Annotated in this window: 22 protein-coding genes; 14 read left to right on the top strand and 8 right to left on the bottom strand. The window is 72.4% G+C overall.

Annotated features, from left to right (window positions below):
- Window positions 1–17 precede the first annotated feature (17 nt).
- The 4 genes from EBO36_RS06165 to EBO36_RS06150 are packed head-to-tail and all read left to right on the top strand — an operon-like array spanning window position 18 to window position 3,917.
- The gene (locus EBO36_RS06165; protein ID WP_122823839.1) at window positions 18–1,013 is read left to right on the top strand and encodes an ABC transporter ATP-binding protein; all 996 of its coding nucleotides are present in this window, start codon (window positions 18–20) and stop codon (window positions 1,011–1,013) included.
- A complete protein-coding gene (locus tag EBO36_RS06160) occupies window positions 1,013–1,972 on the top strand; it encodes an ABC transporter ATP-binding protein (RefSeq protein ID WP_122823838.1) in 960 nt (319 codons plus the stop codon). The genes EBO36_RS06165 and EBO36_RS06160 overlap by 1 nt, the downstream gene beginning before the upstream one ends.
- Window positions 1,973–2,002: 30 nt before the next feature.
- On the top strand, window positions 2,003–3,172 hold the full coding sequence (locus EBO36_RS06155; protein WP_122823837.1) for a metal-dependent hydrolase family protein: 1,170 nt from the start codon (window positions 2,003–2,005) through the stop codon (window positions 3,170–3,172).
- A gap of 37 nt (window positions 3,173–3,209) precedes the next feature.
- Window positions 3,210–3,917: a Type 1 glutamine amidotransferase-like domain-containing protein gene (locus EBO36_RS06150; protein WP_122823836.1), complete on the top strand. Its 708-nt coding sequence runs from the start codon at window positions 3,210–3,212 to the stop codon at window positions 3,915–3,917.
- Between the two features lie 166 nt (window positions 3,918–4,083).
- On the opposite strand, the gene EBO36_RS06145 is transcribed toward EBO36_RS06150, so the two are convergent.
- The 4 genes from EBO36_RS06145 to EBO36_RS06130 form a co-directional block, all read right to left on the bottom strand.
- Window positions 4,084–6,324, bottom strand: a complete 2,241-nt coding sequence (locus EBO36_RS06145) for a beta-xylosidase/alpha-l-arabinosidase (protein ID WP_122825487.1) — start codon at window positions 6,322–6,324, stop codon at window positions 4,084–4,086.
- A gap of 134 nt (window positions 6,325–6,458) precedes the next feature.
- Window positions 6,459–7,358: a carbohydrate ABC transporter permease gene (locus EBO36_RS06140; protein WP_122823835.1), complete on the bottom strand. Its 900-nt coding sequence runs from the start codon at window positions 7,356–7,358 to the stop codon at window positions 6,459–6,461.
- On the bottom strand, window positions 7,355–8,371 hold the full coding sequence (locus tag EBO36_RS06135) for a carbohydrate ABC transporter permease (protein ID WP_122823834.1): 1,017 nt from the start codon (window positions 8,369–8,371) through the stop codon (window positions 7,355–7,357). Before EBO36_RS06135 ends, EBO36_RS06140 begins: the two co-directional genes overlap by 4 nt.
- A gap of 10 nt (window positions 8,372–8,381) precedes the next feature.
- A complete protein-coding gene (locus tag EBO36_RS06130; protein WP_122823833.1) occupies window positions 8,382–9,704 on the bottom strand; it encodes an extracellular solute-binding protein in 1,323 nt (440 codons plus the stop codon).
- 109 nt (window positions 9,705–9,813) lie between these two features.
- On the opposite strand from EBO36_RS06130, the gene EBO36_RS06125 reads away from it, so the two are divergent.
- The 3 genes from EBO36_RS06125 to EBO36_RS06115 all read left to right on the top strand — a co-directional run bounded on the left by EBO36_RS06125 (window position 9,814) and on the right by EBO36_RS06115 (window position 13,331).
- On the top strand, window positions 9,814–10,827 hold the full coding sequence (locus EBO36_RS06125) for a LacI family DNA-binding transcriptional regulator (protein ID WP_122823832.1): 1,014 nt from the start codon (window positions 9,814–9,816) through the stop codon (window positions 10,825–10,827).
- A 75-nt stretch (window positions 10,828–10,902) separates the two neighbouring features.
- Window positions 10,903–12,222 carry an endo-1,4-beta-xylanase gene (locus tag EBO36_RS06120; protein WP_122823831.1) on the top strand — a complete coding sequence of 440 codons (1,320 nt, stop codon included), beginning with the start codon at window positions 10,903–10,905 and terminating at the stop codon, window positions 12,220–12,222.
- A gap of 59 nt (window positions 12,223–12,281) precedes the next feature.
- Window positions 12,282–13,331 carry a zinc-binding dehydrogenase gene (locus EBO36_RS06115; protein WP_122823830.1) on the top strand — a complete coding sequence of 350 codons (1,050 nt, stop codon included), beginning with the start codon at window positions 12,282–12,284 and terminating at the stop codon, window positions 13,329–13,331.
- 287 nt (window positions 13,332–13,618) lie between these two features.
- Here EBO36_RS06115 and EBO36_RS06110 read toward each other — a convergent pair whose 3' ends face one another.
- The gene (locus tag EBO36_RS06110; RefSeq protein ID WP_122823829.1) at window positions 13,619–14,062 is read right to left on the bottom strand and encodes a hypothetical protein; all 444 of its coding nucleotides are present in this window, start codon (window positions 14,060–14,062) and stop codon (window positions 13,619–13,621) included.
- Window positions 14,063–15,181: 1,119 nt separating this feature from the next.
- Between EBO36_RS06110 and EBO36_RS06105 the strand changes: the two genes are divergently transcribed.
- Together EBO36_RS06105 and EBO36_RS06100 are read left to right on the top strand one after the other, a co-directional pair.
- A complete protein-coding gene (locus EBO36_RS06105; RefSeq protein WP_164471373.1) occupies window positions 15,182–18,499 on the top strand; it encodes an endo-1,4-beta-xylanase in 3,318 nt (1,105 codons plus the stop codon).
- Window positions 18,500–18,611: 112 nt separating this feature from the next.
- Complete coding sequence (locus tag EBO36_RS06100) at window positions 18,612–19,136, top strand: GNAT family N-acetyltransferase (protein ID WP_222928780.1); 525 nt, start codon at window positions 18,612–18,614, stop codon at window positions 19,134–19,136.
- A gap of 3 nt (window positions 19,137–19,139) precedes the next feature.
- Here EBO36_RS06100 and EBO36_RS06095 read toward each other — a convergent pair whose 3' ends face one another.
- The gene (locus tag EBO36_RS06095; RefSeq protein ID WP_164471372.1) at window positions 19,140–19,490 is read right to left on the bottom strand and encodes a VOC family protein; all 351 of its coding nucleotides are present in this window, start codon (window positions 19,488–19,490) and stop codon (window positions 19,140–19,142) included.
- 96 nt (window positions 19,491–19,586) lie between these two features.
- On the opposite strand from EBO36_RS06095, the gene EBO36_RS06090 reads away from it, so the two are divergent.
- Both EBO36_RS06090 and EBO36_RS06085 read left to right on the top strand, forming a co-directional pair.
- Entirely contained in the window at window positions 19,587–21,323 is a 1,737-nt protein-coding gene (locus EBO36_RS06090; protein WP_122823826.1) for an FAD-dependent oxidoreductase, read from the top strand.
- 192 nt (window positions 21,324–21,515) lie between these two features.
- Window positions 21,516–21,788 (top strand): metal-sensitive transcriptional regulator, encoded by a 273-nt coding sequence (locus tag EBO36_RS06085; RefSeq protein WP_122823825.1) that lies wholly within the window; start codon window positions 21,516–21,518, stop codon window positions 21,786–21,788.
- 24 nt (window positions 21,789–21,812) lie between these two features.
- Here the strand turns inward: EBO36_RS06085 and EBO36_RS06080 are convergent, their stop codons facing one another.
- Window positions 21,813–22,352: an MOSC domain-containing protein gene (locus tag EBO36_RS06080; RefSeq protein ID WP_122823824.1), complete on the bottom strand. Its 540-nt coding sequence runs from the start codon at window positions 22,350–22,352 to the stop codon at window positions 21,813–21,815.
- 57 nt (window positions 22,353–22,409) lie between these two features.
- Entirely contained in the window at window positions 22,410–22,808 is a 399-nt protein-coding gene (locus EBO36_RS06075; RefSeq protein WP_122823823.1) for a CGNR zinc finger domain-containing protein, read from the bottom strand.
- 136 nt (window positions 22,809–22,944) lie between these two features.
- On the opposite strand from EBO36_RS06075, the gene EBO36_RS06070 reads away from it, so the two are divergent.
- From EBO36_RS06070 to EBO36_RS06060, 3 genes are all read left to right on the top strand, one after another.
- The gene (locus tag EBO36_RS06070; protein WP_164471371.1) at window positions 22,945–23,724 is read left to right on the top strand and encodes a TrmH family RNA methyltransferase; all 780 of its coding nucleotides are present in this window, start codon (window positions 22,945–22,947) and stop codon (window positions 23,722–23,724) included.
- Between the two features lie 67 nt (window positions 23,725–23,791).
- The gene (locus tag EBO36_RS06065) at window positions 23,792–24,910 is read left to right on the top strand and encodes a CorA family divalent cation transporter (RefSeq protein WP_122823821.1); all 1,119 of its coding nucleotides are present in this window, start codon (window positions 23,792–23,794) and stop codon (window positions 24,908–24,910) included.
- 63 nt (window positions 24,911–24,973) lie between these two features.
- Window positions 24,974–25,804 (top strand): ACT domain-containing protein, encoded by an 831-nt coding sequence (locus EBO36_RS06060; protein WP_187695850.1) that lies wholly within the window; start codon window positions 24,974–24,976, stop codon window positions 25,802–25,804.
- Window positions 25,805–25,894: the final 90 nt, after the last annotated feature.

Raw genomic sequence — 25,894 nt, 5'->3', positions numbered from 1 at the left:
AAGGACGTGACAGAAGCATGAGTGCACTACTCGAAGTCACCGGCCTGAGGATCAGCGTCGGGTCGAAGAGATCTCGAACGACCGTGGTGCAGGACGTCGAGCTGGCTCTCGATGCGGGCGAGACGCTCGGCGTTGTGGGCGAGTCCGGTTCAGGCAAGAGCATGTCCGGGCTAGCTGTGCTCGATCTCCTACCGCCAGTCGCGCGGGTGGACGAGGGCACCGCCATTTTCGAAGGTCGCGATCTGTTCGCTATGACCAAGGGCGAGCGTCGCCGCCTACGTGCCACCTTGATGAAGATGGTCTTCCAGGACCCGATGACATCACTCAACCCTGTGATGCGGGTGGGCGCCCAGTTGCGCGAGTCGGTCATGGCCCAGGGCGGCGTGTCTCGGCAGGACGCTTCGAGGCAGGCGGTCGAGCTTCTTGACCGGGTCGGCATCCCCGATCCCGCAGCGCGCGCCAGGCGTTATCCCCATGAGTTCTCGGGCGGCATGCGTCAACGCGTAATGATCGCGATGGCGGTGGCCGCTCGGCCCAAGTTGCTCATCGCCGACGAGCCCACGACGGCGCTCGACGTGACAGTGCAGTCACAGGTGGTCGAACTCGTCAAGGACCTTCAGGACCAGTTCGGCACCGCTGTGATCTGGATCACTCACGACCTCGCCCTGCTCGCCGGCGTCGCTGACCGTGTGGCGGTGATGTACGCCGGCCGCGTAGTGGAGAGCGCCACGTCCGAGTCCATCTATCGCGCCCCGCGCCACCCCTACACGATCGGCCTCCTTGAGTCGATCCCCGCTCCACACTTCCCTCACCAGTCGGCGCTTCCAGCCATCCCCGGCGCACCGCCTGATCCTCGCGACGTGAAGGCCGGCTGCCCCTTCGCCGACCGGTGCTCCTTCGTGATCGCTCACTGCCGTACTGAAATGCCTCCGCTGGCGGTGTCGCAGCGAGGTGACCGGGCCGCCTGCTGGGTACAGCCACAGGTCACCATGCCCTCCGGAAAGGACCTCTAATGAGCGCACCCCTTCTCCAGGTCAACGACCTTGAGACGCACTTCCGGGTACCTGGTGGGGTCGTGCGAGCGGTTGACGGCGTCTCCTTCACAATCCGGCGCGGCATGACCTTCGGACTCGTGGGCGAGTCCGGCTCGGGCAAGAGCACTCTCGGCCGCAGCGTGTTGCAGCTCGTCCGTCCGACGAGCGGCAGCGTGAAGTTCAATGGCCGGGAACTTGTAGCCATGAAGGCGCAGGAGCTGCGCTCCATGCGGCGCTCGATGCAACTGGTCTTTCAGGACCCGTACGCATCCCTGAACCCTCGGATGACGGTGGCCGAGACGCTCGAGGCTCCGCTCCGGATTCACAAGCTCGTCCCCCGTTCACAGAGACGCGCGGAGGCCGAACGATTGCTGGACATGGTCGGGCTCCCTGCGCGGTTCGCCGAGCGCTACCCGCACGAGTTCTCCGGTGGTCAGCGTCAGCGAATCGGTATCGCTCGTGCACTGGCGACCAGGCCAGAGCTCATCGTGTGCGACGAGCCCATCTCTGCCCTCGATGTGTCCATTCAGGCGCAGATCCTCAACCTGCTCCTAGAGCTGCAACGTGAGCACGGGCTGACATACCTGTTCATCTCGCACGACCTGTCCGTGGTGCAGCACATCGCCGACGAGGTCGCCGTGCTGTATCTCGGCCGCCTCGCGGAGATCGGTCGTTACGACGCGGTTTTCAATCACCCGCAACACCCCTACACGCGGGCGCTGTTGGCAGCGGTGCCAGACCCCGACCCTCTCGCGGAGCGCCGCCGGCAGCACACTCCCCTCGCCGGTGAGATCCCGAGCCCGCTGGACCCACCCTCCGGTTGCCGGTTCCGTACCCGCTGTCCCCTGGCCTTCGATCGATGCGTCCACGAGGTCCCTCTGCTGCGGCGCGACCCGCACGGCCGTTCCTTCGCCTGTCACGCCGTCGACACACCCTGATACCTCTGACTCGAACACGAAAGGATCCACATGGCCGCCTACGTCATCCGCGCCGACATGATCATCGACGGCACGAGGGATGTACCGGATACGGGCAAGGAGGTCGTCGTGGCAGACGGTCTCATTCGGGCAATCGTTCCAGTCGGCACCACAGACGCCGGTGACGCCGAGGTCGTCGACCTGCCAGGTATGGCCCTCGTACCCGGCCTCATCGACTGTCACGAGCACCTCGGACTGATCTTCGGCGAGGACGAGATGGAGCAGGGGCTCGACGCACCTGAGTACTACGCGATGAAGTCCGCGCTTCACATGCAGCAGATCTTGCGCAGCGGCGTGACGACTGTGCGTACCGCGGGGGATCCAGGCGACACAGGCAATCTCATCAAGCGCGCCTTGCGGCACGGCATCATCACCGGGCCCCGTCTCGTCTCCGCGCACCGGCTGATCGCCCGTACCGGTGGTCACGGCTGGGTGATCGGTCGCGAAGCCGACGGCCCGTGGGCGCTGCGGGCGGCGATCCGCGACGAAGTCCGCCGTGGGGCCGACGTCATCAAGATCATGGTTTCCGGGGGCGCTGCGACCGTCGGCTCTGACGTGTATGCGCCCGACATGACGGACGAGGAGATCGTGGCGTGCATCGACGAAGCGCACCGCCTGGGTCGCCGGATCATGGCGCACGGCCACGGGGGGCCCGGCATTGCCGTCGCCGTCGAGGCGGGTGTCGACTCCATCGAGCACGGCCTGCTCCTGACGGAAGCGGACTACGACCTCATGAAAGAGCGGGGAACCTATCTCACGGCCACGAGCGCGTACGGCGTCAAGGCACTTGAGATGCCGAGCATCCCCGAGTACGTCAAGGAAAAGCTTCGGGACACCATCGAGCAGGCGCTCGAGTCGCTCCGCTATGCCGCGCGGATCGGTCTGAAGGTCGCCGTCGGCACGGATTCGCTCCACGGCAAGGTCTGGGAGGAGCTCGACATCCTGTCGAAGCACGGCTTCACGCCCCTAGAGGCGCTGCGGGCCGGCACGATCAACGGCGCGGACCTCATCGGCATGGCAGACAAGATCGGCACCATCGAGGTCGGCAAGGTGGCGGACATCGTCGCCGCGCCCGGAAACCCGTTGGACGACTTCAGCGTCCTCGACATGCCCGCCTTCGTCATGAAGGACGGACAGATCGCCCACACGTCCGCGTCCTAATGCAGGCCCTCCTACACGCTCGATAGAACGGAGCGAGATGGTTTCGCACATCGTCGCCGCCGGAGCCGGCAAGGCGATCATGGACAACCCCCAGGACCCGACCCACGACTTCATCCTCGGGCTGACGGGAAGGCAGCGGCCGCGGGTTCTCTTCGTCGGAACGGCCTACGGCGACCACCCCGACTATGCACTGAGCTTCTTCGAGACGTACGACGCCGAACGCGCCTACGCTCGCCGGCTCAAGTTCTTCATGCCCGATGTGGACAATCTGCGGGAGTACGTCCGGAGCTTCGACGTCATTCACGTAGGCGGTGGCAACACGGGTGCCATGCTCGGTGCGTGGCGGTTCCACGGGCTCGATGTGATCCTCCGAGAGATGTGGGAGGACGAGACGACGAGCTACGTGTTCGCCGGCGGAAGCGCGGGCGCGCTGTGCTGGTTCGAGAACGGGACGACAGACTCGTACGGCCCCACGGTGCGTCTCCTGCTCGACGGGTTGGGGTTCCTAGAGGGAAGCGTCTGCCCCCACTACGACGCTGACCCACAGCGGCGCCCTGTGTACCTCGATGCCGTCGCGACCGGCCGCCTTCCGGATGGCTACGCCATCGGCAATCTGGACTCCTTGCACTTCCACGGGACCCAACTCGTGGAGGTGGTCAGCTCAGCCAAGACGCCCTGCGCGTTCCGGGTCGAGCGCAAGGGTCAGTCTGCAGTTGAGCGCGAGCTGGAGGTGCGTCGGCTGTGACCACCCGCTGCCGCCGCCCGTCGAAGTTACACATCAGACGTCGCCCTCCGGCAGCAGCGTGGACAGGGCGTCGCCATCCTGCGGCATGAGCAAGCCCGTCCCGGGCGACCTAGACAGCGACCTTTGCGGGATCGCCCCAACCGCGCCGGCCGGGCCGGATCTGTGCTCAGCTCCGCACGACCTCCACGCCGGTCCACCGCGCGTCCGCGGTCGTCACCTGGTGGACGCCGCCGACGAGCTCGACGCTCGCCGCGGCCACCCGGTCCTCGCACGACCGCCCCACCCACAGGGAGACCGCACCCGGCTCGACGACCCGGCGCATCCGCCGGTCGCTGAGCGCGAGGCGGGTGGTGGGGACGGTGAACCGGACCGTCGCGCGCTCCCCCGGCGCCAGCTCGACCCGGGCGTACCCGAGCAGCTGGGCGACGGGCCGCGTGACGGAGCCGACGACGTCGTGCCCGTAGAGCTGCACCACCTCGGCACCGGCGCGGTCGCCGTCGTTGCGGACCTCGACGCTCGCCTCGATCGCGCCGTCCGTGGGCACCTCCTCGTCCTCGACCGCCAGCTCGGAGTAGCCGTACCGGGTGTAGGACAGCCCGTGCCCGAACGGCAGCGCGGGCGTGGCGTCCACGCTGCTCACCTCGGACGGGCCGCCCAGGAGGGGGTGGAGGTAGGAGTACGGCTGCGCCCCGGCCGAGCGCGGCAGCGTCACGGGCAGCCGCCCGGAGGGGTTGACCCGGCCCGAGAGCACGCCGGCGACGGCGCCCGCGCCCTCCTCGCCGGGGAAGAAGGACTGGACGACGGCGGCGCACTCCCCCAGCGCCCAGTCGACGGCGTAGGGCCGGCCGGTGAGCATGACGAGGACGACGGGCGTGCCGGTCGCCACGACCGCCTCGACAAGCGCGCGCTGGACGCCCGGCAGCTCGAGGTCGTCGCGGTCGCAGCCCTCGCCGCTGGTCCCCCGCCCGAACAGCCCGGCCTGGTCCCCGACGACGACCACGGCCACCTCGGCCGCCTGGGCCGCGGCGACCGCCTCGGGGATCCCCGACCGGTCGTCATCGTCGACGGCGCAGCCCCGCGCGTAGGTGACCTCGGCCCCGGCGAGCTCCTCGCGCAGCGCCTCGAGCACGCTGGGGGCCTCGATCCCCAGGGGGGTGCCGGGGTGCTGGTCGAGCACGTGGTTGACGAAGGAGTAGCACCCGAAGAGCGCCTCGGGACGGTCCGCGTTGGGGCCGACGACGGCGACCCGCGCCGGCCCGCGCAGCGGCAGGACCCCGGTGTTGGTGAGGAGCACCACCGACTCCTCCGCGAGCCGTGCGGCGATCGCCCGGTGCTCGGCCGGGTCGAGGTCGGGCTCCCAGTCCTCGGGCTCGCCGGCGAAGTCCTGGTCGAGCAGACCCAGCTCCTCCTTCTGCCGCAGCGTCCGCAGGACGGCCCGGTCGACGAGCTCGACGGGTACCTGGCCCGCCTCGACGGCGGCCCGGAGCGGCGCGAGGTAGGCGTCGCCCGTCGGGAGCTCGATGTCGACCCCGGCCGCCAGCGCCTGGTGGGCGGCGTCGGCGAGGTCCGCCGCGACGCCCTGGGTGGTGTGCAGGAAGGCGACGCCGAAGTAGTCGGCGACGACGGTGCCGTCGAAGCCCCACCGCTCCCGGAGGAGGTCGGTGAGCAGGCCGGCGTCGGCGGCGGCGGGGAGGCCGTCGACGGCGGTGTAGGCGTGCATGACCGAGCGCGCGCCGCCGTCGAGCACAGCCATCTCGAAGGGGAGGAGGAGGACGTCGGCGACCTCGCGAGGGCCGGCGCTCACGGGGGCGTGGTTGCGCCCGGCCCGGGAGGCGGAGTAGCCGACGAAGTGCTTGAGCGTGGCGAGGACGCCGGCGCTCTGCAGGCCGCGCACGTAGGCCGTCCCCACCGTCCCTACGACGTACGGGTCCTCGCTGATGCACTCCTCCACCCGCCCCCAGCGGGCGTCGCGGACGACGTCGAGCACGGGGGCCAGGCCCTGGTGCACGCCGAGTGCGGCCATGCTCTCGCCGATGGCGGCGCCCATCCGCTCGACGAGTGCGGGGTCGAAGCTCGCGCCCCAGGACAGCGGGGTGGGGAACGTCGCGGCCTTCCAGGCGGCCAGCCCGGTGAGGCACTCCTCGTGCGCGATGGCCGGGATGCCGAGCCGGGTGCGCGTGGTGAGCCAGCGCTGTGCGTCCCACAGCGCCCGGCGGCCCGTCGCCGGCTCCACCGGCCGGGTGCCGAACACCCGGGTGAGGTGGCCCAGGCCGTTGGCGGCGAACGTCTCGAACTCGGGCGCCGACCCGTCGAGCATCGTGTCCTGCAGTGGGGCGACCACCTCGCCGTCGGCCCCGGCCCCCACCCACAGGCCGACGATCTGCGCGAGCTTCTCCGCCAGGGTCATCTCCGCGAGGAGCGCCCGCACGCGCGCGCTCGCCGTCGGGCCGGACACGCCCGTGAGGGCGTGCCCCGCCCCCAGCTGTACTTCTGCCACGTTCAGTTCCTTAGGTGATGGGGAGGGCAGGTGATCGGGAAAACTCAGCCCTTGACGGCGCCCTGGAGGCCGTTGACGATCCGCTTCTCCATCGCGAGGAAGAAGACCAGCGCGGGGATCATCGCCACCGACGTGAAGGCGAGGACGCCCGCGGTGTCCTGGGCGTGCTGGCTGGAGAAGCTGGCGACGCCCAGCGGCAGCGTCTGGGCCGCCGGGTCGTTGAGGACCAGGAGCGGCAGGAGGTAGGAGTTCCACGAGGCCACGAACGCCAGCACGCCGACGGTGACGAGGCCCGGGCCCGACAGCGGCAGGAGGATCCGCCAGAAGAATCCCACGCGCGAGGCGCCGTCGAGCATGGCGGCCTCCTCGAGCTCCTTCGGCAGGGCCATGAGGAAGGGTCGCAGGATGACGATGGTCATGGGAAGCGCAAATGCCGCCTGCGGCAGGGCGACCCCCCACAGCGTGTTCGTCAGCTGGAGGTCCCGCACCATGAGGAAGAGCGGGATGATCGCCACCGTCAGGGGGAAGAGCAGGCCGAGAGTGAAGACCATGGTGAGCACGCCCCGCCCCCGGAAGCGGTATCGCGCCAGGGGGTAGGCGGCCATGACGCCGAACACCGCGACGACGACGGTCGTCACCAGAGCGATGACCGTCGAGTTGAGGGCGTAGCGCCAGAAGGCCGACGACGTGAGCACGCTCGCGTAGTTGGTGAGGATCCACGGGTCCGGGAGCCCGGTCGGGTCCGAGGCGAGCTGGGCGTTCGACCGGAACCCGCCGAGGATCGCGTAGATGACGGGGCCCAGAGTGGCCGCCACCACCACCAGCGCGATGGCGTAGACGAGCGGACCACCGCCGGCGAACGCGCGGCTGCTGCGGCGTCGCGGCGAGGGCGAGGTGAGGACCGCGGGGCGGCCCGGAGCCGGTGTGACGAGGGGGGCGCTCATCGCCTGACCTTCCTCGGCTGGGGGGCGTCCGGGTTGTCCCGGCGCAGGACGAAGATCTGGTAGGCGGCGGCGAGGACGAGCGAGATGCCGAAGAGCAGCACCGCGACGGCGGAGGCGTAGCCGTACAGGCTGCGGTCCGTGCCCTGGTTGATGAGGTACGTCGCCATGGTCATCGTCGAGTTGGCGGGCCCACCCTTGGTGAGGATCCACACCATGTCGAACAGCTGGAGCGAGCCGATCATCGACAGGAACGCCCAGGTCCGGATCGTCGGCCCCAGCAGCGGGATGGTGATCCGGCGCTGGACCTGCCACCAGGACGCGCCGTCGAGCTGGGCGGCCTCGTACAGGTCGGTGGGGACGCCCTGCAGCCCGGCGAGGAAGAGGATGATCGCCAGCCCGAGGTACTTCCAGGTGAGGACCACCATCACCGTGTAGAGGGCGATCTCGGGGTCCCCGAGCCACAGCCGGGTGAGCCCGCCGAGCCCGACCGCCTCGAGCATGCCGTCCATCGCGCCGCCGGGCTGGAGGAGCATGAACCAGACGACGCCGGCGACGACCTCGGCGAGGACGTAGGGCACGAAGATGACGACCCGCAGCACCGTGCGGCCCCGGATCTCGCGGTTGAGCAGGAGGGCGATCGCCAGGCCCAGCGGGAGCTGGATGACGATCGACAGCACGACGATGATGAGGTTGTGCATCACCGCGTCGGTGAAGATCTGGTCGCGCAGGGCGTTCGCGTAGTTCTCGAGCCCGACGAAGTCGACCATCGGCCCGAGCCCGTTCCACCGGTAGAGCGAGTACCGGCCGGCCTGGACCACCGGCACCACGATGAACAGGACGAACAGCGTCAGGGCGGGTGCTACGAAGAAGGTGATCTCCAGGCGCTTGCGCCACGCCATGGTCACCGAGCCACGTCGGCGGCGTCCCGCGGGCGCCGCCGACCGGGTTGAGCCCCGGCCGGCGGCGGTGCGGGAGCCGGCGGTCGTGGCGTCCGCGTGGGTCGTCACGTCCATGCTCCTTACGTCAGCCGTTGGTGATGGCGGCCTGGGTCGCGTCCACGATCTCCTGCGGGCTTCCCTGGCCCGCGAAGACGAGGGCGATGGCGTCGTTCATGGCGCCACCCGCGTTCTCGCCGAAGAGCGTGTCGAGGTAGAGCTGGACGGTCGGCGCCTCGTTGCGGATCGTCACCAGCTCGGCCAGTGCCGGGATGGCGACCGCACCCTCGGCGGCGGGGTTGGTGGGCACGCCCATCGACAGCTCGGCGAAGCCGGTCTGCACCTCGTCGCTGAGCATGTACCTGATGAAGTCGAGGCACTCCGGCGGGGCGTCCGCCGAGCACGCCCAGGCGTCACCGCCGCCCAGCGGGACCTCGGGGTTGCCGTCGCCACCCTCGACGGTCGGGAAGGGGAACCAGCCGGTGTTCTCGCCGAGGCCCTGGTTGTCCTCGGTGAGGCCCTGCATGACGCCGGGCTCCCAGTGGCCGGCGAGCTCCATGGCCACCTGGCCGGTGGCGAGCAGGCCGGACGCGCTCGTGGGACCGGACTGCGCGGGGGTGGCGAGGAAGCCCTCGTTGAACGGCTCGGCGGCGACGAGCTCGGTGAGGTCCTCGCCGGCGCGGACGAAGCACTCGTCCGACAGGTCCTGGGTCTCGGCGGCCTCGGCGAGGACCTCGTCACCGCACTGGCGCAGGGCGAAGTAGTACCAGTAGTGGGCGGCGGGCCACTTGTCCCCGGCGCCGACGGCGATCGGCTGGATGTCGGCGGCCTTGAGCGCGTCGACGGCGGCGTACAGGTCCTCCATCGACTCGGGCGCCTCGGTGATCCCCGCCTCCTCGAAGAGGGCGGTGTTGTACCAGAACCCGACCACGCCGACGGAGAAGGGCAGCGCGTAGGTGGCGCCGTCCACCTGCCAGCCGTCGATGGACGGGCCCATCATCTCGATCTCCTCGGCCGCGACCTCGGAGAGGTCCTGGACGAGTCCGGCCTCGACGTGGGAGGTGAGCTCGCCGCCGCCGCGCTCCATGAAGACGTCCGGCGCGTCGCCGGTCTGGAAGGCCGCGTCCAGGCGGGTGAGCATGTCCTGGTGCGCCAGGGCGCTGATCTCGATCGTGACGCCGGGGTTCTCGGCCTCGAAGTCGGCGACGACCTCCTCGTAGTAGGCCTTGCCAGGATCGGTGTTGGAGTTGTGCCACCACGTGAGGGTGACGTCGCCGCCGCCCCCGCTGGTGCCGCCGTCGCCGCCGCCACCCGCGGTGGCGTCGTCGCTACCACCGCCGGAGCACGCCGCCAGGAACATCGCCGCCCCGGCGCCGAGCGCCACGGTGGAGAGGAATCGCTTGCTCGCCATAGTGAGCTTCCTTCGTCGTCGTCGTTGACTGGACGCCGCGAGCATGACAGTCGAAAGTTCGGTGTGTCAATCGTTTTCGATAACGGTTTCCTAGCGATAGCGTCTCCCCATGCCAGAACTTCAGAGGGTGACCATCCACGACGTCGCGCGCTCGGCCGGCGTCTCCGTGGCCACCGTCTCCAAGGTGATCAACGGCCGGTACGGCGTCGCGCTGGCGACATCCGAACGGGTCCAGGCGGTCATCGACCAGCTGGGGTACGAGTCGAGCCTCGTCGCGCGCAGCCTGCGCAGCCACCGGACCAACGTCATCGGCGTCCTCGTCGCGGAGTTCGAGCCGTTCAGCACGGAGATCCTCAAGGGGGCCTCGCAGGCGATCGGCGGGACGGGCTACGAGCTGCTCGCCTACTCCGGCGGCGGCCGGGCAGGCACCCCTGCCGGCTGGGAGCGCCGGTACCTCTCGCGGCTCAGCGGCACCCTCATCGACGGGGCCATCCTCGTCACGCCCACGGTGGTGGACTCCGGCGGGGCGGTCCCCGTCGTCGCCATCGACCCGCACGCCGGACCGGCGGGCATGCCCACCGTCGACTCGGACAACTACGCCGGCGCCGTCACCGCCACCGAGCACCTCCTCGGCCTGGGGCACCGCCGCATCGGCTTCCTCGGCGGTCGCCCGGACCTGGAGTCGTCCCGGCTGCGGGAGGCGGGCTACCGCAGCGCGCTGGCCGCGGCGGGGATCGCCGACGACGACGCACTGGTCCGCGTGGGCGGCTACCGGCGGGAGAACGCGCAGGAGCCCGCGCGCGAGCTGCTCACCCTGCCCGAGCGACCCACGGCGATCTTCGCCGCCAACGACCTCTCCGCCATCGCGACGATGGAGGTGGCCGGCGAGCTCGGTCTCACCGTTCCCGAGGACCTCTCCGTCATCGGCTTCGACAACGTCCCGGAGTCCGCGCTGGTGAACCCGCCGCTGACGACCATCAGCCAGCCCATCCAACGAATGGGCTCGGCCGCCCTCGAGCTGCTCATCCACCTCATGGACGGGGGCACCGACCGCCCCACCCACCTGCGCCTGCCCACCGAGCTCGTCGAGCGTGCCTCGACGGCCGCTCCCCGACGCCGCTGAGGCGGGACCCGCCCGCACCAACCCGCCTAAGCCCCACACCCCGCACCGCCGGTCCCTCGACGAGGAGAGACACGCATGTCCACCACACCCGCGACTGCGTCCACCCCCGCAGCGATGCCCGCGCCGGACCCGACGTTGCGTCACCGCATCGCCGAGGCGACGCTCACGGTGCGGCGACCCGACGGCACGCCCCTGGTGGACGCCGAGGTGACCCTCGAGCAGACCCGGCACGCCTTCGCGTTCGGCAACATCGGGTTCGACTTCGTCGGCTACGCCAACGAGGAGACCGACGCCGACCCGGACAGCCCGTTCGGCGGGGCGTCGCCGGCCCAGGCGGAGCACCTCGCCGATCTCTGGCTCGACCTCTTCACCACCGCCACGCTGCCGTTCTACTGGGCCGGCTTCGAGCCGGAGCGCGGTCGGCCGGACACGGCGCGGCTGCGCCGCGCGGCGCAGTGGTTCGTCGACCGCGGCGCCACGGTCAAGGGCCACCCGCTCGCGTGGCACACCCTCGCCCCGGACTGGCTGCGCGAGCTGAGCACCGACGAGGTCGAGGCCGCACTCCGCGGGCGGATCCGCCGCGAGGTGGGCGACTTCGCCGGCGTCGTCGACACGTGGGACGCGATCAACGAGGTCGTCATCATGCCGGTGTTCAGCAACGAGGAGCACCGCAACGGCATCACCCGGCTGTGCTGGGAGCGCGGCCGCATCGCGACGATCCGCCTCGCGTTCGAGGAGGCCCGGGCCGCGAACCCCTCGGCCACCCTCGTGCTCAACGACTTCAACCTGTCCTCGGCGTACGAGTGCCTCATCGAGGGCGTCCTCGAGGCCGGCATCGCTGTCGACGCGATCGGCCTGCAGAGCCACATGCACCAGGGGTACTGGGGCGAGGAGCGCACGCTGGAGACCCTCGAGCGCTTCGCCCGGTTCGGCCTGCCCCTCCACCTCACGGAGAGCACCCTGCTCTCCGGGGACCTCATGCCGCCGGAGATCGTCGACCTCAACGACTACCAGGTGGCCTCGTGGCCGACGACGCCGGAGGGCGAGGAGCGTCAGGCAGAGGAGATGGTCCGGCACTACCGCACGCTGCTGTCGCACCCGTCGGTGCAGGCGGTGACCTACTGGGGGCTCACCGACGCGGGGGCGTGGCTGGGCGCGCCGGTCGGGCTGGTCCGGGCGGACGGCACGCCCAAGCCCTCCTACGACGCGCTGCACGGCCTGGTCAAGGGCGAGTGGTGGCTGCGGCCGACGACGGCTCGCACGGACGCCGAGGGGCGTGCCGCGGTGCGCGGGTTCCTCGGGGACTACCGGATCGGGGTGGCCGGCGCCGGCGCGGCGTCCTTCGCGCTCGACTCGGCCGGGGCGCTCACGCGCGAGGTGACCCTGGCGCCGTGACGGCGTAGCCGCTGAGGGTCAGGACGCCGAGACCGGGCGCTGCGCCGTAGCATCGGCCCGTGCGCGCAGCGATCATCCATGGCCCCCAGGACGTCCGTGTCGAGGACGTCCCCGACCCCGCGATGCTCCGGCCGAGCGACGCCGTCGTCCGGGTCGAGGCGTCGTGCGTGTGCGGCTCCGACCTCTGGCGCTACCGCGGCATCCGGCCGGTGGCCCACCCGGTCCGGATGGGCCACGAGTTCGTCGGCGTCGTCGAGGAGGTCGGCGCGGAGGTCACCCGGGTGTCCCCCGGTGACTTCGTCATCGCGCCGTTCGCGTTCAGTTGCGGCGAGTGCGTGCACTGCCGTAACGGGGTCCAGACGTCGTGCGTGCGCGGCGGGGGCTGGGCCGGCACGGACGCCGACGGCCTGCCCGTCGACGGCGGCCAGGGCGAGCGCGTGCGGGTACCGCTCGCGGACGGGACCCTCGTCGCGGTGCCCGGCGCCCCGGGCGACGCGCTACTTCCGGGGCTGCTCGCCCTCAGCGACGTCATGGGCACGGGCCACCACGCCGCCGTACGCGGCGGGGTGCGCGAGGGCAGCGTCGTCGCCGTCGTCGGTGACGGCGCCGTCGGCCTGTGCGCGATTCTCGCCGCCCGGCGCCTCGGCGCCGCCCGCGTCGTGGCGTTCTCCAGCCACGCCCCCCGGCAGGAGCTCGCCCGCCGGTTCGGCGCCGACGACGTCATCGCCGCCCGTGGGGACGAGGGCGTCGCCGCGCTGGGCGAGCTGCTCGGGGCGGAGGGGGCCGACGTCGTCATCGAGGCGGTCGGCACCCAGGGCGCCATGGAGCAGGCGGTCGCGGCCGCCCGCCCCGGCGGGAACGTCGGCTACGTCGGCGTCCCCAACGGAATCACCGCCCTGCCGGTCAAGCAGATGTTCAACCGCAACGTCAGCCTGCTCGGCGGCGTGGCACCCGTCCGCGCGTACATCGACGAGCTGCTCCCCGAGGTCCTCGCGGGCACGCTCGACCCCGGGCCGGTCTTCGACCTCACGCTCCCCCTCGCCGACGTCGCCCGCGCCTACGAGGCGATGGACCGCCGCGAGGCGATCAAGGTCATGCTCCGCGGCTGACGCAGAGCCAGGCGGGGTGCGGCGCAGGGCCGGGGTGCGGCGCCAGGCTTGGTGCGGCGCAGGGCCGGGGTCTACTTCCTGACCTTCTCGGGCCCCCGCTGGGAGAACCCGACCCGTGCCAAGCCTTACCGTCAGGTCGGCCGCACGCTCGTAACGTAGCGCCCGGACGGCCGGGCCGGCCGCGTTTCGCGGCTCCGCTGCCGGCCGCTCGGGGCTAGCCGACCGGTTATGCCCGCAGTGCCGCCTTCACGGCGGGGCCGCCGGTCGCTCGTCGGCCAGCTGACTGGTTACGCCCGCACCGACGCCGATGGCGACGCCTCGAGCGCGCCGTCCCCGGGCGCGGTCACTGTCGTCTCGGTGGGCGTTGGGTCGGGGTCCGGGGCCTCACCGCCTGCGGTGATCGCCCCGGCGATGGCCGCCACCGCGAGGAGGAAGGCCCCGGCGAAGATCAGCGCGCGCGGGGCCGTCATGCCGCCGAGCCCTTCCTTGAGGGTCGCGAACATCTCCCCGATCGGCGCGAACCCGTCGGCGGCGAGCGTCTGGATGCTCGGTCGCGCAGGCTCCGCGCGCAGCACCTCCCCCGCGAGCCACCCGATGCCCGCGCCGATCATCGCCAGCCCGCCGACCACCGCCGCACCGATCGCGAGCAAGGCGAGCCGGTCCTCGCCGACGACGACGGCCGCCAGGACGAGGGCGACGACGCCGACGATGAGGCCGATGCCGGTTCCCACGATCCACGTGCGGCTGTGGTGCGTCGCGTCAGCCTCGGAGTAGAGCGGGCGCCAGATGACGCCGTCGATCTCCGGGTACCCCCACGTCGTGGGCGGGGCCGTGGCGCCGTCGGCCCCTCCGGGACCACCAGGCGCCGGGTGCGGAGGGGCGCCGGGTGCGCCGCCGGCAGGGGGTGCGGGCGTTCCGGGCGCGCCGCCGGGAGCTGGCGCCGGGGCGCGAGCGCCGGGCGTGCCACCAGCCGGAGCACTCACGCCGGGCGCGCCAGTACCGGACGTGCCGCCCGCCGGAGGAGCTGCACCGGGCGGAGCAGCACCGCGCGGGCCGCCCGCCGGAGCAGCCGTACCCGGAGCGGAAGCGCCGGACGTCCTGCCGGCTGGTTCCTCGCCGGCGGTGGGTGCGGGAGCACTCGTGGGCCAGTCCGGTCCGGGCGGCGGTGTCCCCGCCGGTGGGGCCGCCGATCCGGCATCGGCTCGCGCGCCCTGCCCAGGGTCGTTGGTCACCGCGACCACCTCCTGTGCGGCACCGTAGCTCCGGCCTCCGACACGGGCGCACGCACCACGCCCGGAGATCCAGCCGCCGAGCGACGCGCGCACCCAGCAGGAACTGGCGAACTGAGCACGAACTAGCGAACTCGGCCCTGACCAACCCGCCGAGTTCGCTAGTTGCTGCCGAGTTCGCTAGTTCTACCTATCGAACTCGGCACGCAATGGCGAACTCGGCGCGGACTAGCGAACTCGGCGTGGTGTGGCACGACGCGGACTGGCGAACTCGGTGCGGACTAGCGAACTCGGTGCGGTGCGGCACGGCGCGGCGCGGACTCGGCACGGGGCCAGCGCGCACGCACGCGACTAGCGAACTCGGCACGGACTAGCGAACTCGGCGGCCCCAGCGCCGGGCCGCGCGGAGTCCGGCACCCTGCCAGCCGCCATCGAAACCGTTGTCGATAACGGTTGCCTTCCCGGGCCACGGCCCTTACCGTTCCCGTGCCGGGCACCACGCCATCGCAAGGGAGCGACGTGAGACAGCACAGCGTGAGAGACCACAGCGCGAAACAGCGCAGAGCATGGCGGGCCCTCGGGGCCGCCCTCCTGGCCCTCGGCATCGCAGGCGCCCCAGCAGTGAACGCCTCGCCGTCGTCGAGCGCCCACGCCGCCGACGTCGTCGTCCACGAGGCCGGCTTCGAGGAGTCGACGGACGGCTGGACCGGGCGCGGCAGCGCCCAGGCGGTGCGCACGGACGCCCTCGCCCGCACCGGCGCCGGGAGCCTCGCGGTCACCGGCCGCACGGCCGCCTGGCACGGCGCACAGATCGATGCCACCTCGGTGCTCGAGGCCGGCACCCCGTACACGGTGAGCGCCTGGGTCCGCCTGCCGGCGGGCGCCACGAGCACCACCGCGAGGCTCACGGTCGCGGAGCAGCCGGAGGCCTACGTCACCGTCGGGGAGGCCACCGCCACCGCCGACGGCTGGACCGAGCTCACGGGCACCTACACCCCGGCCGCCGGCATCACCGGCGCCGTGCTCTACGTCGAGCTCGCCGACGCCACCACCGGCCTCTACCTCGACGACGTCCTCATCACCGGCCCGGAGCCGGTCGACCCCGACGAGCCGCTCGACCTCGCCTTCGACTTCGAGGACGGGCTGCAGGGTTGGGCGCCCCGCGGCGACGCGGCGGACGACCCCACGGTCGCCGTCACCACGGCCGAGGCCCACGGCGGCGCCCAGGCGGCGCTGGTCACCGACCGCACCTCGCAGGGCGACGGCATCGGCTACGACCTCACCGGCCTCGTCGAGACCGGCGTCACCTACGAGATCAGCGCCTGGGTGAAGATGGCCGCCGGCGGGGCGACCGACGCCGTCTGGCTCAGCCTCCAGCGCACCGCCGACGGTGCCGACGCCTTCGACACGCTCGCCCAGGTCCCCGGCGTGACGTCGACCGGCTGGACCGAGGTCACCGTCACCTACACCATGCCCGCGGCGGACTCCGCCCGGATCTACTTCGAGACGAGCTACAACGACGGCGGCACCGGCGACTTCCTCGTCGACGACGTCACGATCGTCTCCCAGGCGCCGTCGGGCATCGAGGACCTCACCCCCCTCAAGGACACCGTGGAGTTCCCCGTGGGTGTCGCGATCGACCAGCGGGAGACCATCGGCTCCTCCGCGGAGCTCACCACCCGGCACTTCGACCAGCTCACCCCCGAGAACCACATGAAGCCCGAGGCCTGGTACGACGGGACGACGTTCCGCACGCACCCCGAGGCGACGGCGATCATGGACTTCGCCCAGCAGGAGGACCTGCGCGTCTACGGGCACGTGCTCGTGTGGCACAGCCAGACCCCGGCCTGGTTCTTCCAGAACGCCGCCGGCGCCCCGCTGACGACGAGCGAGGCGGACCGCCAGGTCCTCCGCGACCGGATGCGCACCCACATCTTCGGGATCGCCGAGGCCCTCAGCGACGACTACGGCCTGTTCGGCAGCGCCGAGAACCCGCTCGTGGCCTGGGACGTCGTCAACGAGGTCGTCTCCGACAGCAGCGAGTTCGCCGACGGCCTGCGCCGCAGCGAGTGGTACCGGATCCTCGGCGAGGAGTTCATCGACCTCGCCTTCGAGTACGCGGACGAGGCGTTCAACGACGTCTACGCCGCCCCCGGGACCGACCGCCCCGTCACCCTCTTCATCAACGACTACAACACCGAGCAGGCCGGCAAGCAGGACCGCTACCACGCGCTCGTCGAGCGGCTCGTCGCGCGCGGCGTGCCGATCGACGGCGTCGGGCACCAGTTCCACGTCAGCCTCGCCATGCCGGTCCAGGCGCTGGCGGACGCCCTCACGCGCTTCGACGGCATGGGCCTCACCCAGGTGGTCACCGAGCTCGACGTCACCACCGGCACGCCCGTCACCCAGGCGAGCCTCATCGAGCAGGGCTACTACTACCGCGACGCCTTCCGCGTGTTCCGCGAGCGCAGCGACGACCTCTTCGCGGTCACCGTGTGGGGCCTCATCGACACGCGGAGCTGGCGTAACGACAACGGTGCCCCGCTCCTCTTCGACGGCGCCCTGCGGGCCAAGCCCGCCTACTACGGGGCCGCCGACGACGACCTGCCGGCCCGCCAGCGCGCCGCGTTCGTCTTCGCCGGGGACGTGCCCCTGGACGACGACGCCTTCGACGCCCTCGCGTGGGACCAGCTCCCGCTCCACACCGTGGAGAACGAGGCGCTCGAGGAGCTCGCCGGGTTCCAGCTGCGCTGGGCGCCCGACCACCTCACCGTCCTCGCCGCCGTCACGGACGACGCCGACGCCCTCGAGCTCGCGCTCGGCGACGACGTCGTGACCTTCCGCCGGGACGGCACCGGCGACGTCGACGGGCTGGTCGAGGAGACCGACGACGGGTGGAACGCCGTCGTCCACGTCCCGCTCGACGGAGCCGCCCTCGGGGACACGGTCGGGTTCGACCTGCGGGTGCTCGACGGCGAGGAGACCGTCGGGTGGAGCACGCCGGGGACGCTGGCGCAGCTCACGCTCGTCGAGCCGCTGTCCTACGTCGAGGTCGTCGAGGCCCCGGCGGCCCCGGCCATCGACGGCGACGTCGAGGACGCCTGGGACGCCGCGACCGTGGTGACCACCGACAAGCAGGTCGAGGGCACCGACGGCGCCACGGCCGAGGTCCGCACGCTCTGGCAGGACCACACCCTCTACGTCCTCATGGATGTCACCGACCCGGAGGTCAACATCGAGCACAGCGACCCGTGGGCGCAGGACTCGGTGGAGATCTACGTCGACGCGGGCAACTACAAGAACGGCCCGTACCGCTACGACGACACCCAGATCCGGATCAACGCGGACAACGTCGCCTCGTTCGGCACCGGCGATGTGGGCTTCCAGCAGGGCCGGCTGCAGAGCGCGACCACCCGGACGGACGACGGCTACCGGGTGGAGGCGGCGATCAGCCTCCTCGAGGAGGGCGGGCTCGGGACGTTCCACGGCCTGGACTTCCAGGTGAACGACGCCGGGGCCAACGACGACGGCGTGGCCGCGCGCACCTCCATCCGCAACTGGGCGGACCCCACCGGGGCCGGTTACCAGAGCACGGCGCGGTGGGGCGTGGGACAGCTCGTCGAGCTGCCGGTGGAGCAGCCCACGGAGCCCCCGACCGAGACGCCCGACCCGACGGACCCGCCGACCGAGACCCCGGACCCGACGGACCCGCCGGCCGACCCGCCCACGGGCGGTCCCGGCCCAACGACGCCGGGCGGGCCTGGTGACGGGCCCACCCGCCCGGGTGCCGGTGGGCCGACCGGTCCCGGCGCCGGCGGAGACGGCCCCGGCGGTCTTCCGGTGACCGGTGCCGAGGCGCTACTCATCGCGCTCGCCGCGCTGGGCCTTCTCGGCGGCGGAGCCGCGCTGGCCGCCCGCCGCAGGGCGATGGCCGGGTAGCCCGGCCGGCCAGTGCATGCTGCCGGCCGAAGCATGACGAGGGCCCCGCCCGGTGATGTCCACCGCGCGGGGCCCTCCGTCGCGCTCACGGCAGTGCCGCGATACTGCGGTCATGCCGTGGCCCGAGATCGTCCCCCTCCGCAGTCGTCGCCTGCTGCTCGACCCGTTGACCGTGGACGCCGCTGAGGAGATGGTCCCGGTGCTCAGCGATCCGGCCCTCTACGCGTACACCGGTGGACAGACACCCACGCTGGAGCAGCTGCGTGCGCAGTACGCCATGCAGGTCACGGGGCAGTCCCGCGACGGAACTCAGTGGTGGCTCAACTGGGTGGTGCGGTGGCAGCACTCGCAGGAGCCGGCCGGTTACGTCCAGGCCACTGTCGAGGACGCCGACGGCGTTCGGGTGGCGGAGATCGCCTGGGTCGTGTCCGTGCCGCACCAGCGTCAGGGCATCGCGACCGAGGCGTCGGAGGCGATGGTCGAGTGGCTCGCCTCGTGCGGGGTCCAGCTCGTCGTCGCCCACGTCCACCCCGACCACGACGCGTCCGCAGGTGTCGCTCGGCGGCTCGGGCTGCACCGCACGGAGAGGTGGGAGGACGGAGAAGTGCGTTGGGAGCGCGCGCTGCGAGACGCGTAGCCCTTACCCGAGCTCGGTCACGAAACCGATGGCGTTCCCGTCGAGGTCGATGAGCTCGAAGAACTCCACGACGCCCTCGAACCGCTGCACGGGCGTGACCTGCAGGCCCATCTCCGTGAACCGCCGGTGCTCGGCGGTGGCGTCGTCCACGCTGATGTTCACCGAGATGCCCGCGATACCGGCGAGCTCAGGCGCGAGCGCGAGCTGGAGCCAGAACGGGCCGAGGTTGAACTCGGCGAGGCCGTCCATCGGTCGCAGGTTCGGTTCGCCCAGCTCCAGCGCGGATCGGTACCACGCCACCGCGCGCTCGAGGTCACGAACAGGGATGCCCACGGTCACCGCTTTGGCCTGCATGGCCGGACGATAGCAACCGCGCGCGTGTCGGTGGGTGACCCGGACCACCGATCATGCACCTTGCTAGACGTATACCCCCGGGGGTATCGTTGCGTCATGGCCTTCTCCCCCACGTCCAGCCCCACCGCACCACGCCGAATCGTCATCGTCGGCGGCGTCGCCGGCGGCATGAGCGCCGCAGCGCGCGCCCGCCGCCTGGACGAGGGCGCCGAGATCATCGTCCTCGAGCAGTCCGACTATGTCTCCTTCGCCAACTGCGGCCTCCCGTACCACCTGTCCGGGGAGATCGAGCAGCGCGACGCCCTGCTCCTCCACACCCCGGAGACGCTGGCCGCGGCCCTCGCGCTCGACGTCCGCGTCGGCAGCCGGGTTACCTCCATCGACCGCGCCGCGCGCACCGTCTCGGTGGCCACCGCCGAGGGCACCTACGACCTCGGCTACGACGCGCTCCTCCTCGCCACCGGCGCGGTGGCGGTGCGCCCGCCCATCGACGGCCTCGACGACGCCGCCGTCCACTCGCTGCGGACGATCCCCGACCTCGACGCCCTCACCGTCCAGGTCGACGAGCTGCTCGCCACCCGCGAGGAAGGGCAGCAGCCGCACGCCGTCGTCGTCGGCGCCGGGTTCATCGGGCTGGAGGCGGTCGAGGCCCTCGCCGCCCGGGGCCTGCGCGTCGAGCTCGTCGAGCTCGCCGACCACGTCCTCCCCCCGCTCGACCCCGAGCTGGCGGCGCTGGTCGGCGACGAGCTGCGCACCCACGGCGTCGGCCTGCACCTCGGCGTGGCCGCGAAGAGCATCGTGCCGCGGCCCGACGGCGGCCGCACCGTCACCCTCTCCGACGGCACCGCGCTCACCGCGGACGTCGTCGTTGTCAACGTCGGGGTCCGCCCCGCCAGTGACCTCGCACGGGAGGCGGGCCTCGAGCTCGGCCACCAGGGCGCCGTCCGCGTCGACGACGACCAGCGCACCTCCGACCCGCACATCTGGGCGGTCGGCGACGCCGTCGAGGTGACGCAGGCGGTCAGCGGCCTCGCCGGTCCCGTGCCGCTGGCCGGACCGGCCAACCGCCAGGGCCGGCGCGCCGCAGACGCCATGCTCGGCCACCGCACCACGCCGCAGGCGCCGGTCCTCGGCACCGCCATCGTCCGGGTCTTCGGCCTCACCGCCGCCGTCACCGGGCCGAACCAGGCGACGCTGCGGCGGGCAGGAATCGACCACGAGGTGGTCCGCGTCCACCCCGGCCACCACGCCGGCTACTTCCCCGGCACCGAGCAGGTCCACATCGTCGCCACGTTCTCCCCCGACGGACGCCTCCTGGGGGCCCAGGCCGTCGGGCGCGCCGGGGTCGACAAGCGCATCGACGTCCTCGCGACGGCGTTGCGCGCCGGCATGAGCGCCGACGACCTCGCCGAGCTCGAGCTCGCCTACGCCCCGCCGTACGGCTCGGCCAAGGACCCGGTGAACATGCTCGGGTTCGTCGCGCAGAACGTCCTCGACGGCACCATGCCGCAGTGGCACCCCGACGAGCTGGACGACGTCGTCGCCCACTCCCTCGTCCTCGACGTCCGCAGCCGCGGGGAGTACGAGCGCGGGCACGTCGAGCCCTCGCTCAACATCCCCCACACGGAGCTGCGCGACCGCCTCGGCGAGGTGCGCGAGGCCGCCGGGGAGCGCCCGGTGAGCGTGCTGTGCGCCAGCGGCGTCCGGTCCCACATCGCCACCCGCGTCCTCCTGGCCGCCGGCGTCGACGCGCGCAACCTCTCCGGCGGGTGGCTCACGCTCGTCGCGGCCCGCCCCGACGTCGCGGCCCGCACTGCCGTTCCGGCGGCCTGACCCACCACCGCCGCCCCGGCCGCCTGACCCACCACCCCGCCCCCCACCACCCCGAGGAGACCCCGATGTGCTACCCGATCCGCTGCACCGCCTGTGACAAGATCACCTGGGACGGCTGCGGCGAGCACGCCGACGCCGTCATGGCCGACGTGCCTCGCGACCAGCGCTGCACCTGCCGCTGAGGAGGCTTTCATGGAACTCGACCCGGCCGAGATGACCAAGGTCAGCAACCGGCTCAAGCGAGCCCAGGGCCAGCTGGCCGCCGTCGTGCGCATGCTCGACGAGGGCCGCGAGTGCGAGGACATCGTCACCCAGCTGTCCGCCGTCTCGCGCGCGCTCGACCGCGCCGGCTTCGCGATCATCGCCTCGGGGATGCGGCAGTGCCTCATCCAGGAGGACGAGGGCGGCGAGCCCGGCACCCTCGACGTCGCCAAGCTGGAGAAGCTCTTCCTCTCCCTCGCCTGACCGCCCCCGCCCGGGGGCCCTGACCTAGACCGGGGCGAGCGGGACGTGCGGCGGCGCCGGGAGGTCGACGCTCACCCAGTCCCCGGCGGCCACGGTGCCGCTGCCGGTCGCGGTCGCCATGACGCCGGTGAGCCGCTCCACGGCCCCCTCGGCGTTCTTGCGCAGCACCTTCTTGAGGAGCCCCGGCTGAAAGTCGTCGATCTGCCAGCAGGGGTTGCGCAGACCGGTGACCGTCACCTCGGCGTCGCCGATCGTCAGGCGCGTGCCCGCGGGCAGGGAGAGCAGGTCGACCCCGCGGGTGGTGATGTTCTCCCCGAGCTCACCGGGGGCGACGTCGTGGCCGAGGTCCCGCAGGAGGTCGAAGAGCTCCGCGTGGATGAGGTGGACCTGACGCAGGTTCGGGGCGGTGGCGTTGCGGGCCGCCCGGGACCGGTGCTTCACCGTGGCGCCGGCGTGCGCGTCGCCCTCGACGCCGACGCCCTCGACGATCCGGATCGCCTCGACGGGCTCCTTGCTGAAGGCGTGCACGGGGCTGCGGTGCACGGCGACGACGGTTCCCTCCATGGCGCCATGCTGCCACCTGGTCCGGCGCCGACGGCGGAGGTCTCACCGGTAGACGCGTCACCGGCGCGCGTGGGCCGCGCACCGGCGCCGGCTCGCTCCCGGGGTGGCGTCGACGAACGGCGCCGCGCACCCCGGGCTGTCGCACGCCTTCACCCGCCGCCACCCGTCGACGATGACGAGCAGCAGGAGGGCGTGGCGGGCGGAGGCGCCGTCCGGCACGACGCCCTGGCGCAGGTGCGCCCAGACCTCGGCGACGGGGGCGCCGTCGGCCACGATGTCGGACCACAGCAGCGCGGTGGCGCGGTCGGGGTTCCCGGCGACGCGGACATAGGGCGTGACGATGTCCGGGCTGCGCTCGGCGGCCGCGTCGACGACCGCGGCGAGGCGTGCCGCGGCACCCGGCGCGCCGAGCCAGCCGCGACCGGCCCGCTGCGACGTGCGGGTGGTGCGCCCCATGCGGCGACGGTAGGACCTCACGCCCGGTGAGGGTCCAGGGCCTTGACCCTCACGTCCCGTGATGCCCGACGCTCGGCGCATGACGCCGACGGCCGCGACCCGACCGGGCCAGGTAACGGTCCACAGGAGCGCCCCGGTGATCACCAGCGCCCACCACCCGCTGGCGCGCCGCGTCGCCGAGGTCCTGCGCACCCCGCCGGCCGACCAACGGACGATCGTCATCGACGACGTCGAGAACATCGCCCAGGCCGTCGCCTGCGGCATCCGCCTCGACGCGGTCTACGTCGCGGACACCCTCGGCGACGTCGTCCTCCCGCCCGGCGCCTCCCGGGCGACGCCGGTCCACCGGATCTCCGCCCGGGCGAGCACCGCCCTGTTCGGCGTGGACAAGCGCGCCCGGGTGTTCGCCCTGGCCCCCCGGCCGGCGCCGGCGACGCTCGAGGACCTCCTGCACCGCGACGGCGACGTCGTCGTCCTCGACGGCGTCCGGCTGGCCGGGAACATCGGCGCCGTCACGCGGAGCGCCTGCGCCCTCGGCGCCGCCGGCGTCGTCCTCCTCGACAGCAGGCTGGCCTCGACGATGGACCGGCGCCTCATCCGCGCCAGCCGCGGCCTCGTCTTCGCCCTTCCCGTGGTGCTGTCGACCCGCGAGGACCTGGCCGCGTTCGTCCGGCGCCACGGCATCCCGGTCGTCGGCCTGGGCGCGGGGGCGTCGGCACCGCTGCGGGCGATCGGCGCGGTGCGCGAGCGCGTCGCAATCGTCGCGGGCAGCGAGCGCGCCGGGCTGTCGGCGGAGGTGGGATCCCTCGCCGCGCACAACTACGCGATCCCTATGGACCCGCGGGTGGAGTCGTTCAACGTCTCCGTCGCCACCGCGATCGCGCTGTACGAACGCCGCTGCGGGAACCGCCGCTGACCCGGTGGGCGCGTCGACGCCGCCACCTGCTCGCGCACTCGCCTGTGGCGCGCGTCACACTGACACCATGACGACGGAGCGCGCGCAGGGAGCACCGACCGGCGTCGACACGCGGCGGCCGGTGCCCGTCGACGTGTGGGTGGACGAGCCCGGAGGGTGGCAGCAGTGGCCCGAGGGAGGTGGGCCGACGGACCTGCAGGACGGGCTGCCGCAGGACCGCGGCCGCACGTGGGTGATCGCCCACGACACCGCCGGCCTGCTCTCCGCGGCTCGGCTGATGGGGTCCCAGCAGCGGACCGTCGAGGCGCTGAACCGGCATCTGCCGGCCAACGGGGTGCGCCGCACGCGGCTACACCCGGGAGGCGACAAGGAGGTGCTTCTCACCCTGCCGACGGTGGAGTTCCTCGAAGCGACGCGCGATGTGGAGACCGGGTGGGTGACGGCACTGCTGTACGACCGCACCGTCCTCACGGTCGAGGAGGGCGGGGCCCACGTCCTGGCGACGGCGGCCCGTCAGCTCAAGGAGGAGGGCCCCCGGGCCGACCAGGTGTCGCACCCCGTGCTCGCCGCCCTCCTGCACACGCTCATCACGACCGCGGCGGACGTCGAGGACGACGTCGGCGAGGCGGTCGCCGCCACCGAGCGGGAGGTGTTCTCCTCCGAGCCGGCCGGCGACATGGCCAAGCAGGTCTACGACCTCAAGCGTGAGATCACCGAGGCGCGCCGGGCGATCATGCCCGTGGGGACGGTGCTGCCCGAGCTCATCGAGCGGTTGACCGACGCCCACCCGGAGCACCAGCGGCCGCAGTGGCTCGACCGGGTGGAGGTGGCGGTGGACCGTATCGACCAGCACCTCGACCAGGAGGACAGCCTGCTCTCGGACATGCTCAACGTCCACCTCTCCCAGGTGTCGGTGCAGCAGAACGAGGACATGCGCCGGATCTCCGCGTGGGCGGCGATCATCGCCGTCCCCACCTTCATCGCCGGGGTGTACGGGATGAACGTCCAGCACATCCCCACGACGGACTGGCGCTACGGCTTCGCGTTCAGCATGGCGCTCATGGCGGCGTCCGCCGTCGTCCTGTGGTTCATCTTCCGCCGGTCGGGGTGGTGGGGACCGCCGCGGCCTCGGTCCCGCCCCCACCTGCACCGATCCCGCCCGCCGGCGGCGCCTCCCCCGTCGTAGACGCGACCGCGATCGTCACCGTGGCGCAACCGCCGGGAAACAGTGCGTCCTCATGCTGGGTTCATGAGCAGCCACATCTCTCCCACCGACCTCACCTGCGAGGTGTGCGGCCGGATGCCCGAGCCCCGTAAGGCGCGGATGACCGCGGCGACGGTGCTGGCGATGCTGCCGGTTGAGCTGGCCGTCCACGCGCTGATCCTCCGCAGCGGCTTGTCACTCCCGTTCAAGGTCCTCGTCCTGACCGTCACGGCCACCGCCCTGGCAATCTGGGTCGCGGAGCCGTCGGTCATGCGGATGCTGCGCCGCTGGCTGCACGGCCCCGTGCTGCGGACCCGTGAGCGGTACGCCGGCGCGGAGTCGCTGTGGCGCATCCGCACGAAGGTGGAGGACCGCCCTGGAGCGCTGGGAGACGTGACCCACGCGCTGGCAACGCTCGGTGGGAACATCCTCGACGTCCATGTGCATCCCGCGCCCGGCGGTCCCGTCGACGAGTTCGTCGTGTCCACCCCGGCCGGCGTGACGCCGCGCGCCCTCGCCGACGCGGTCCGCGACGCGGACGGCGAAGACCCGCAGATCTGGCCCACGACGCCGCTGGCCCTCGTGGACGGGCAGACCAAGGCGCTCGACCTCGCGGTCCAGGTCGCGGCCGACCCGCACGTCCTGCCGGACGCGCTCGCCGAGCTGCTCGACGCGGAGCCGGCCAGCGGGTCGCCCGGCGCGCCGGCGTCCCACCTCACCGCGGGCGCCACCGCCCTCAAGGTGCCGGCCACCTGGCACGGGGCGCACGCCTTCGCCCGTCCCGGTCGGCCGTTCACCCTGGCAGAGTCCGCCCGGGCGCACCGGCTCGCCGAGCTCGCCGAGGTGGTGGAGCGCACGCGCACCGCGCAGCGCTGAGGGGGGAACAGCGGGGACTGCCGAGGCCGCCCCGCAGTCGGCTAGGAGCCGGCGGACGCCCACGGCGACGAAGAAACCTCGAACCGGCGT

Origin of the sequence: Georgenia faecalis, assembly GCF_003710105.1 — a bacterium.
Classification (GTDB): domain Bacteria; phylum Actinomycetota; class Actinomycetes; order Actinomycetales; family Actinomycetaceae; genus Georgenia_A; species Georgenia_A faecalis.
This window is presented reverse-complemented; position numbering and strand designations above follow the sequence as displayed.